6 protein-coding genes and 2 pseudogenes are annotated in these 6,854 nt (G+C 46.9%); 3 read left to right on the top strand and 5 right to left on the bottom strand.

Annotated elements, in window-relative coordinates; translation table 11 throughout:
• From ACRC27_RS08590 to ACRC27_RS08580, 3 genes and pseudogenes are all read left to right on the top strand, one after another.
• A pseudogene (locus ACRC27_RS08590) lies at nucleotides 1–779 on the top strand (recombination factor protein RarA); the annotation flags it as partial.
• Nucleotides 780–937: 158 nt separating this feature from the next.
• Nucleotides 938–2,224: a serine--tRNA ligase gene (serS, locus tag ACRC27_RS08585; RefSeq protein WP_438624048.1), complete on the top strand. Its 1,287-nt coding sequence runs from the start codon at nucleotides 938–940 to the stop codon at nucleotides 2,222–2,224.
• 183 nt (nucleotides 2,225–2,407) lie between these two features.
• Nucleotides 2,408–2,857 (top strand): LexA family protein, encoded by a 450-nt coding sequence (locus ACRC27_RS08580; protein ID WP_438624046.1) that lies wholly within the window; start codon nucleotides 2,408–2,410, stop codon nucleotides 2,855–2,857.
• A 341-nt stretch (nucleotides 2,858–3,198) separates the two neighbouring features.
• Here ACRC27_RS08580 and nth read toward each other — a convergent pair whose 3' ends face one another.
• The 5 genes and pseudogenes from nth to ACRC27_RS08555 form a co-directional block, all read right to left on the bottom strand.
• Nucleotides 3,199–3,831: an endonuclease III gene (nth, locus tag ACRC27_RS08575; RefSeq protein ID WP_438631824.1), complete on the bottom strand. Its 633-nt coding sequence runs from the start codon at nucleotides 3,829–3,831 to the stop codon at nucleotides 3,199–3,201.
• Between the two features lie 26 nt (nucleotides 3,832–3,857).
• The gene (locus ACRC27_RS08570) at nucleotides 3,858–4,556 is read right to left on the bottom strand and encodes an electron transport complex subunit E (protein ID WP_438635984.1); all 699 of its coding nucleotides are present in this window, start codon (nucleotides 4,554–4,556) and stop codon (nucleotides 3,858–3,860) included.
• A gap of 77 nt (nucleotides 4,557–4,633) precedes the next feature.
• On the bottom strand, nucleotides 4,634–5,221 hold the full coding sequence (gene rsxG / locus ACRC27_RS08565) for an electron transport complex subunit RsxG (protein WP_438639687.1): 588 nt from the start codon (nucleotides 5,219–5,221) through the stop codon (nucleotides 4,634–4,636).
• Between the two features lie 10 nt (nucleotides 5,222–5,231).
• Nucleotides 5,232–6,278 (bottom strand): electron transport complex subunit RsxD, encoded by a 1,047-nt coding sequence (gene rsxD, locus ACRC27_RS08560; protein ID WP_438639686.1) that lies wholly within the window; start codon nucleotides 6,276–6,278, stop codon nucleotides 5,232–5,234.
• Nucleotides 6,275–6,854, bottom strand: a pseudogene (locus ACRC27_RS08555) (hypothetical protein); the annotation flags it as partial. The gene rsxD and the pseudogene ACRC27_RS08555, both read right to left, overlap by 4 nt.

The following is a 6,854-nucleotide window of genomic DNA, read 5'->3' as shown; positions in this document are numbered from 1 at the left end:
CATTGCAACTGCTGCCTCAGACTCGCGAACAGCTGATGCGGCTGGTCAATGGTGATGCACGTATGGCGCTGAACTGTCTTGAGCTGATGGTAGATATGGCTGCAGAGAATGCCGATGGCCAGAAGGTGTTATCCCCGCAATTGTTAACGGATGTAGTCGGGGAGCGTAGCGCGCGTTTTGATAATAAAGGTGATCGTTACTACGACCTTATCTCGGCATTACATAAATCTATTCGGGGGTCATCACCTGACGGTGCGTTGTACTGGTATGCTCGAATACTGACCGCCGGCGGTGATCCGCTGTATGTTGCTCGTAGGTTATTGGCTATTGCCTCTGAAGATGTGGGTAATGCCGACCCACGAGGTATGCAAATTGCATTAGCAGCATGGGATTGTTTTACCCGTGTTGGCCCAGCAGAAGGTGAACGGGCTATTGCACAAGCGGTGGTGTATTTAGCATGTGCCCCTAAAAGCAATGCGGTGTACACCGCGTTCAATGCTGCACTGGCTGATGCCAAGAATAATCCCGATTATGATGTGCCTGATCATCTGCGTAATGCGCCAACGGCCATGATGAAACAGATGGGGTTAGGTGCAGAGTATCGCTACGCACATAATGAACCGCACGCCTATGCCGCTGGTGAATGCTATTTGCCGCCAGAAATGCAGCAAACACGTTACTATCATCCTACCGCGCGTGGCTTAGAAGGTAAAATTGCTGAGAAACTGAGCTGGTTAGCACAGCAAGATCAAAATAGCCCGATAAAACGCTATCCGTAACATATGGCTTTGCGTTAATGTTTGTACTAAGGGTATATAGAACGGGTGTTTACAGTAGACCCTGCGCTGTAAAACAGCGAAAATAAGATAGGTGAGCACTCTATTCCAGAGATAGCTCAGATTAAATTTCTTAAATAACGATAAAAAGCGGGATAAAAATGCTCGATCCTAATTTGCTACGAAACGATCTTGACGTGGTGGCAGAGAAGCTGGCACGTCGTGGCTTTAAAATTGATGTTGAAACGCTTAAAGCGCTGGAAGAAAAACGCAAAGTATTGCAGGTAAAAACTGAAAATCTGCAAGCTGAACGTAACGCTCGCTCGAAAGCGATCGGCGCAGCTAAAGCGCGTGGTGAAGATATTCAGCCATTGCTAGATGAAGTTGCTTCCATGGGAAGTGAGCTGGATGCAGCAAAAGCTGAGCTGGATCAGTTGCAAGATGCATGGCGTGATATCGCGCTGAGTATCCCGAATATTCCGGCAGATGATGTGCCAAGTGGCCGTGATGAAGCCGACAACCGTGAAGTTCGCCGTTGGGGTACACCTCGCAGCTACGATTTCACTGTACGTGATCATGTTGATCTGGGTGAGATGGCCGGTGGTATGGATTTTGCCGCCGCTGTAAAACTGACCGGCGCACGTTTTGTGGTATTAAAAGGCCAGATTGCAAAATTGCACCGTGCGCTTGCCCAGTTTATGTTGGATTTACACACGACAGAACACGGTTACTTGGAAACATATGTTCCGTATCTGGTAAACCATGAAACGCTGTACGGTACTGGCCAACTGCCTAAGTTTGGTAAAGACCTGTTCCACACCATGCCGCTGGAAGAGGGTGATCCAACTTATGCCCTGATCCCGACAGCAGAAGTGCCGGTAACGAACTTAGTCCGTGGTGATATTCTTGAAGAAGAGTCATTGCCTCTGAAGATGACAGCTCATACCCCGTGTTTCCGTTCTGAAGCTGGCTCATATGGCCGTGATACCCGTGGTCTGATCCGTATGCACCAGTTTGATAAAGTTGAAATGGTGCAGATTGTTCGTCCAGAAGACTCTATGCAGGCACTCGAAGAGCTGACCGGACATGCAGAAAAAGTGCTGCAACTGTTGGGTCTGCCATACCGTACTATGCTGCTGTGTACCGGTGATATGGGCTTTGGCTCACACAAAACCTATGATTTGGAAGTGTGGCTGCCGGCACAAGATACTTACCGCGAGATCTCTTCATGTTCTAACATGGGCGATTTTCAAGCTCGCCGTATGCAGGCTCGTTGCCGCTCTAAGAGCGATAAGAAGCCACGCTTGGTACACACCTTAAACGGTTCTGGTTTGGCGGTAGGGCGTACATTGGTAGCGGTTCTTGAGAACTATCAGCAAGCTGATGGTCGAATTGAGATCCCTGAAGCATTGCGCAGCTATATGGGTGGCTTAACACATATCGGTTAATCTACGGATTGGTATGTGAGCTTTCCTTATACTTATTCTATAAAACCTCTGTATATCAGAGGTTTTTTTATGTCTGCTATCTACAGCACAAAAAAGTTGTATCCAGTGTTCAGAAATACTTGCATCTGAAACCGATACTCCTTATCTTATACTGTATAAACGTACAGTATAGATGAGGCTATCATGGAACTGAACATTTCGCTCCCCAATGATCTGTTCACCTACCGCCCAGTGGCATTTTTTAATGACAATGCGTTAGGTACACCGACTTCTTCTCACCCTTTTTCCGGACGTCAGCGTCTTGATCTGAATCTGCATTGTATTAAGCGCCCAGATGATACTTTTTTTATGCGAATTACCGGATCAGGCATGACAAATGCGGGTATCCGTTCCGGTGATATCCTAGTGGTTGATCGCATATTGTTACCTAAATCAGGTGACTTGGTGATTATTATGCATCAGGGGGAGATGGTGGTGTATGAAATGCAACAGGGCAGTGATAGTCCGAGCGATAGCCAAAGTGATGAAGCCTGTTTGTTGTCATTAAATCCTGAATACCCTGATCTTGATGCACAGACTACGCCGCATATTGTCGGTATTGTAACCAGTATTATTCATCATATTCGTCAGTAAAGGTGTTTACTCTGGTAGGTGTCAACAAGAGTGGATTTGCATGGTATATACCAAGATTAAAATATGAGCCTAGCCAACGTGAACATGAGAAATAGCACTGTACGTTTTATGGATATAGAGATAAAAAAAGTGACGCAAAATGCGTCACTGAATAAATAATCAATTTATCTCTAGGCATTAGCGTTAAGAAATAAATGCAAATGCGCAACACACGAGGTTAACTTACCACAAAGTAGATTGTGATAACGCAAAGGTTACCTGATTTTACGTGTTACAGCGTTATCTATTTGTGCGGCAGCCTCTGTAGATTGACATTATGCATCTGTAGTTACCGTGATTTTTTATTCGGTTTTTTCGCTATATTCACACAAATCTTCAATGATACATGAGCCACAACGCGGTTTACGGGCGATACAGGTATAGCGGCCGTGCAAAATAAGCCAGTGGTGTACATCGAGTTTAAATTCGGCAGGCACAACACTGAGAAGTTTCTTTTCAACCTCATTGACGTTTTTACCCGGCGCAAAGCCTGTACGGTTGGATACGCGGAAGATATGAGTATCTACCGCAATGGTCGGCCATCCAAACGCGGTGTTGAGCACGACGTTGGCTGTTTTCCTTCCGACACCGGGTAATGCTTCCAGTGCTTCACGGTTTTCAGGTACGACACTGCCATGTTGATCAAGCAAAATACGGCAGGTTTTGATGACGTTTTCGGCTTTGGTGTTATAGAGCCCAATGGTTTTTATGTAACCCTTTAAGCCATCAACACCCAAATCAAAAATAGCCTGTGGAGTATTAGCAACAGGGTAGAGTTTGTCTGTTGCTTTATTAACGCTGACATCAGTTGCTTGTGCTGACAACATCACCGCAATCAACAACTCAAACGGGGAGCTAAAGTTAAGCTCAGTTGTGGGTTTTGGGTTTTGCTCTCGTAATCGCTGTAAAATTTCGACTCTTTTTTTCTGGTTCATATCGGGTCTTCTTTGCACGGTGAAGGTCAGTGACAGCTGTTAGTTTTTTTCAACTCACCATGTTCAAGGGAAGCGGCCGAGCTGCTGCGGGCTTTGATTTTTTGGTCGATCAGATATTTTCCAGCCAGCATAAAACCCAACCCAATAAATGCACCGGGCGGTAAAATGGCCAGCAAAAAGCTGTTATCTAGATGCAAAATATCAATACGTAATACCGTAGCCCATGAGCCAAGTAAAAGATCTGCGCCATCAAAGAGAGTACCTTTACCGATAATTTCCCGTAGCGAACCTAAGACAAACAATGCGGATGTTGCTCCCAGACCAATTGCCAGCCCGTCAAGCGCGGAATCAGCAACAGAGTTTTTTGCCGCAAAAGCCTCTGCACGACCAATAACAATACAGTTTGTAACGATAAGTGGAATGAAAATTCCCAATGATTGATACAAACCAAAGGCATAAGCATTCATCAGTAACTGCACAACGGTGACTACTGAGGCAATGATCATCACATAAATAGGTATTCTGATTTCACTGGGTACCCAGTGGCGAATGGCTGAAATAGTTACGTTGGTACAAATCAGTACCAACATGGTAGCCAGACCTAAACCGAGTGCATTGGTTGCCGTTGATGTTACCGCGAGCAAAGGGCACAACCCCAGCAATTGCACCAGTGCGGAGTTGTTTTTCCATAACCCTTGCAGCAAAATTTCTCGTGGATTATTCACACGTTTACTCCATCAGTCACTAAATCATCGCGTGGTTATTCACCGCAATCAGGGGTTTGATTAAATAATTCTGCACCTTACTGGTGTGCATAAATCAGCGTGTTTTTAACACTACCAACCACTGCGCGTGGGGTAATAGTTGCGCCGGTAAATTGGTCAAACATACCGCCATCTTTGCGTACCGCCCAGCGTGAGTCAGTATCACTTTTTAATATTTTGTCTTTAAAACTTAAAATCCAGTCAGAGATGCGTAGCTCTATTTTATCACCCAACCCCGGTGTTTCATGGTGCTCTAATACTCGAACACCAAGCGATTTTCCGCTCAGTGTAGCCCCGACAATCAGTTTAATTGCACCGGAATAGCCATTAGGGGCGGTGCTCTCTATCGCCATAGCAACAGGTTGCCCATTTTTCCGTGCTAAATAAGCTTTATGAGGAGCGGTGGTACCGAGCAGAGTAGGGTTGGTGACTAACACACACTCTTTTAACGGATCATTATCATATAGCTCTGGTGGTAATACCTGATTAATCAGGTTGGCTTGCTGTAATTTAGCCTGAGCCGTAATTTTATCGTTAGTCAGTGAGTGTACAACCACGATCATTCCTGTAGTCACCAGCGCAAAAATAGCCAGCGTAATGCCATGACGGCGCATTGTATTTAGCATGATAAAATCCTTAGCGCCCGTAAACTCTGGGTTGGGTGTAATGATCGATCAGGGGGACGGCCATATTGGCAATCAGTACACCGAATGCTACGCCATCAGGGTAGCCGCCAAATGTTCGAATCAAATAGACCAGCAAACCAATTAACGCACCGAAAATTAGCCGCCCTTTGACCGTTGTTGAGGCTGTGACCGGATCGGTTGCAATGAAAAATGCCCCAAGCATGGTTGCACCGGAAAAGAGGGCGAACCACGGTGTTGCCGCAGAATCGGCTGAAATAAGCCAGCCAAGGGTGCTAATTACCGTTAAACTGGCCAGAAAACTGACGGGAATCATCCACTGAATTGTCCGGCGGTATAGCAGGTAGAGGCCACCTAGCAAAAAGCCGATGTTTGTCCATAACCAACCAATACTACCACCCTGAGCAAAAAACGGTTTTTGCATAATCTCATGCACCGTTAACCCGTTTTTCAGGTTGGTTTTTAGTGTGTCCAGAGGGGTTGCCTGAGTAATTCCGTCAGCATCAAGTAAGAGCTGATGCATGGTGCTGCCCTCTAGCGTGTGCCCGCTAAATATCACCATGGCGCTGTCAGTCAGTGAAACAGGCTCTGTTTGTAGACTGAGTGGAGGAAGCCATGATGTCATCTGTACAGGATAAGAGATTAACAGCACAACATAGCCGACCATGGCAGGGTTAAACAGATTTTGCCCTAGACCACCATACAGCTGCTTGGCAATAATTACGGCAAAAATAATGCCGATTACCATAATCCACCAAGGTGCTAGCGGTGGAATACAGACCCCAAGCAGTAAGCCGGTGAGTATGGCGGTATTATCTTGCAGTGTTTGCCGGATAGGTTTTTTCCGCAAAAACAGCACCAGACTTTCTGCAATAACTGCCGTTACGATAGCAATGGCAATCTGAATTAAGCTGCCCCAGCCAAAGAAAAACCACTGTGCCGCTACACCGGGAATACAGGCCATAATCACCTGACGCATCAGCATATTGGTGCTTTGATGGTTATGCGTGTAAGGGGAGCTGGCAATTTTAAAGATCATCGGTTTGTCTCTTCCTCACGCATTTCAGTATGAATGGTACTGCTGTTATCTGTTTGTGTTGCCGTAGTTTGTGCGGCTTTGCGCGCTTTTGCTCGCGCGATAGCGGCAGCAACGGCTGCTTTTCGCGGATCAGCGTCTTCAACTTGCGTAGCTGCGGGTGTTGCCGTAACAGGTTCGTTTACGACAGGGTTAGTATCAGCAGACTCCTGAGTTCCCTGTGCGGCTTTGCGCGCTTTTGCTCGCGCGATCGCGGCAGCAACGGCCGCTTTTCGCGGATCAGCGTCTTCAACTTGCGCTGCTACTGGTATTGCAGTGGCAGGCTCGTTTACGACAGGGGTAGTATCAGTAGACTCTTGAGTTCCCTGTGCGGCTTTGCGTGCTTTTGCCCGCGCGATAGCGGCAGCAACGGCCGCTTTTCGCGGATCAGCGTCTTCAACTTGCGTAGCTGCGGGTGTTGCTGTAACAGGTTCGGTTACGACAGGGGCGGTATCAGCAGACTCTTGAGTTCCCTGTGCGGCTTTGCGCGCTTTTGCCCGTGCGATGGCGGCAGCAACGGCTGCTTTTCGCGGATCAGCG

This window comes from Plesiomonas sp. (assembly GCF_051650925.1).
Classification (GTDB): domain Bacteria; phylum Pseudomonadota; class Gammaproteobacteria; order Enterobacterales; family CAMTGL01; genus Plesiomonas.
The sequence above is the reverse complement of the archived record's forward strand: the minus strand, read 5'-3'. Positions and strand labels throughout refer to the sequence as shown.

Coding starts and splice junctions, on each gene's coding strand:
- rsxG (WP_438639687.1), bottom strand. CDS start 5,221: ATGCTAAATACAATGCGCCGTCATGGCATTACGCTGGCTATTTTTGCG.
- rsxD (WP_438639686.1), bottom strand. CDS start 6,278: ATGATCTTTAAAATTGCCAGCTCCCCTTACACGCATAACCATCAAAGC.
- serS (WP_438624048.1), top strand. CDS start 938: ATGCTCGATCCTAATTTGCTACGAAACGATCTTGACGTGGTGGCAGAG.
- nth (WP_438631824.1), bottom strand. CDS start 3,831: ATGAACCAGAAAAAAAGAGTCGAAATTTTACAGCGATTACGAGAGCAA.
- ACRC27_RS08580 (WP_438624046.1), top strand. CDS start 2,408: ATGGAACTGAACATTTCGCTCCCCAATGATCTGTTCACCTACCGCCCA.